Origin of the sequence: Streptomyces sp. NPDC001027 (genome assembly GCF_040299045.1) — a bacterium.
GTDB lineage: Bacteria > Actinomycetota > Actinomycetes > Streptomycetales > Streptomycetaceae > Streptomyces.
In genome coordinates this window covers 1-2,343 of record NZ_JBEPBI010000502.1, presented here as the reverse complement: position 1 = coordinate 2,343, position 2,343 = coordinate 1, and the positions used below count along the sequence as shown (strand labels likewise).

The window sequence follows — 2,343 nt, the reverse complement described above, 5'->3', positions numbered from 1 at the left end:
GCCGGGTCCCTGGCAGGGACCCGGCGTCGACTGCCGGTGTGCGCAAGACGCTACGACGAAGCCGGCGGGTACAGCGACCTCGGCAGCTGCGAGGCCGCCGCCGAGTCCAGCAGCCACAGGGTGCGGGCGCGTCCCTGGGCTCCCGCGGCGGGGGCCTGGATCTCGCCCGCCCCGGACAGGGCGATCGCCGCGGCCTGCGCCTTGTCCTCGCCGGCCGCGAGCAGCCACACCTCACGGGCTGCCCGGATCGCCGGGAGGGTGAGGGTGACACGGGTCGGCGGGGGCTTGGGCGCGCCGCGGACGCCGACGACCGTGCGCTCGGTCTCCCGCACGGCCGGCAGCTCAGGGAAGAGCGAGGCCACATGGGTGTCCGGGCCGACGCCCAGCATCAGCACGTCGAAGGACGGGACCGTGCCGTGGTTCTCGGGACCGGCCGCGCGGGCCAGCTCCTCGGCGTAGGCGGCCGCGGCCGCCTCCACGTCGGCGCCGTGCGGACCGTCCGACGCGGGCATGGCGTGCACGCGCTTCGGGTCCACGGGGACGGAGTCCAGCAGGGCCTCACGGGCCTGCGTGACATTGCGCTCCGGGTCGCCCTCGGGCACGAAGCGCTCGTCGCCCCACCACAGGTCGAGGCGGCTCCAGTCGACGGCGTCGCGGGCGGGCGCGGCGGCCAGCGCGGCCAGCAGGCCGTTGCCGTTGCGGCCGCCGGTGAGGACCACGGACGCCTGGCCCCGGGAGGCCTGCGCGTCCACGATCTTCGTGATCAGGCGGGCCGCCGCGGCCTGCGCCATCAGCTCCTTGTCGCGGTGCACCACCAGCTGGGGCGTGCTCACTGCGGATCCGCCTTCCTGACCGGGGGCATCTGCGCCGGAGACGGCCGGTCGGCGTCACCGGACCCCGACGGGGCGGCGGCCGGCGCGGCAGGGGCTGCCGGAGCGGCGGGGGTCGTCGGCGCGGAGGCGCGGTCGGCGGCAGCCGGTTCCGGCACCCCGCGGACGGGGAGGGAGGGCGGCGGCTGGGAGGCCGCCTCGGCCCGCTCGGTCAACCGCTCGGTGGCCGACTGGAGACCGCCCAGCCGGTCCACGCCGAACCGCAGGGCCGACGCGTACGTGTCGTCGGGGTCGAGCCTGCGCAGCTCCTCCGCCAGCAGCTCGGACGTCTCCCGGCGCTTGAGCGCCACCGCCCGGTCCGGCTGGCCGGGCAGCGCGAGGGTGGCCATCGCACCGTCCGACCGGTGCAGCGTGATCGGGCCGCCGGTGGTCTCCATCCGCACCTGGGTCAGACCGGGACCGGCCGAGACCGCGCGCCGCACGTGCACATGGAGGCGGTCCGCGAGCCACATGGCGAGCAGCTCGACGCTCGGATTGGACTCCTCGCCCGCCACCTCGGCGGACACGATCTCACAGCTGACCTGGTCGAGCGCGGCCGCCAGCATGGAACGCCACGGAGTGATCCGGGCCCACGCGAGGTCGGTGTCGCCCGGCTCGTAGCTCTCGGCGCGCGAGCGCAGCTCGTCGACGGGCTTCTCCGCCGTGTAGCTGTCCGTGACCCGGCGTTGGCCCAGGGCGCCCAGCGGGTCGCCCGCCGGGTCGCGCGGGGCGTCCACCGACCACCAGACCACCACGGGGGCGTCCGGCAGCAGCAGCGGCAGCACGACGGACTGGGCGTGGTCGGAGACCTCGCCGTACAGCCGGAGGATGACCGTCTCGCCGGTGCCGGCGTCCGCGCCCAGCCGCACCTCGGCGTCGAGGCGGGACTGGGTGCGGCCCCGGGGGGAGCGGGATACGCGCTTGATGACCACGAGCGTGCGCGAGGGGTGCTCGTGCGACGCGTCGTCGGCGGCCTTCAGGGCGTCGTAGGCGTTCTCCTCGTCCGTGACGACGACGAGGGTGAGCACCATGCCGACGGCGGGTGTGCCTATCGCACGGCGGCCCTGCACCAGCGCCTTGTTGATCTTGCTGGCAGTGGTGTCCGTGAGGTCCGTTTTCATGGCCGGCGCCAGCTCCGTCCGTCTCGCTCGAGCATCTCGTCGGCCTCGACCGGCCCCCAGGTGCCCGACGGGTACTGCGCGGGCCTGCCGTTCTTGTCCCAGTACTGCTCGATCGGGTCGAGGATCTTCCAGGACAGCTCGACCTCTTCGGTGCGGGGGAAGAGGTTGGAGTCGCCGAGCAGCACGTCCAGGATGAGGCGCTCGTACGCCTCGGGGGAGGACTCGGTGAAGGACTCGCCGTAGGCGAAGTCCATCGACACGTCCCGGATCTCCATGGAGGTGCCGGGCACCTTGGAGCCGAAGCGGACCGTGATCCCCTCGTCCGGCTGGACGCGGATGACGATGGCGTTCGC

The 2,343-nt window shown here is 74.5% G+C and carries 2 protein-coding genes and 1 pseudogene; all 3 read right to left on the bottom strand.

Annotated features, from left to right (window positions below; genetic code table 11):
• Positions 1-50: 50 nt before the first annotated feature.
• Positions 51-833 (bottom strand): 6-phosphogluconolactonase, encoded by a 783-nt coding sequence (pgl, locus tag ABT300_RS43270; protein WP_351688452.1) that lies wholly within the window; start codon positions 831-833, stop codon positions 51-53.
• Positions 830-1,990 carry a glucose-6-phosphate dehydrogenase assembly protein OpcA gene (gene opcA, locus ABT300_RS43265; protein WP_351688449.1) on the bottom strand — a complete coding sequence of 387 codons (1,161 nt, stop codon included), beginning with the start codon at positions 1,988-1,990 and terminating at the stop codon, positions 830-832. The genes pgl and opcA overlap by 4 nt, the downstream gene beginning before the upstream one ends.
• Positions 1,987-2,343: pseudogene (locus ABT300_RS43260) on the bottom strand (glucose-6-phosphate dehydrogenase); the annotation flags it as partial. The pseudogene ABT300_RS43260 and the gene opcA, both read right to left, overlap by 4 nt.

Excerpts from the sequence above, each read along its gene's own strand:
- opcA (WP_351688449.1), bottom strand. The coding sequence starts at position 1,990 with ATGAAAACGGACCTCACGGACACCACTGCCAGCAAGATCAACAAGGCG.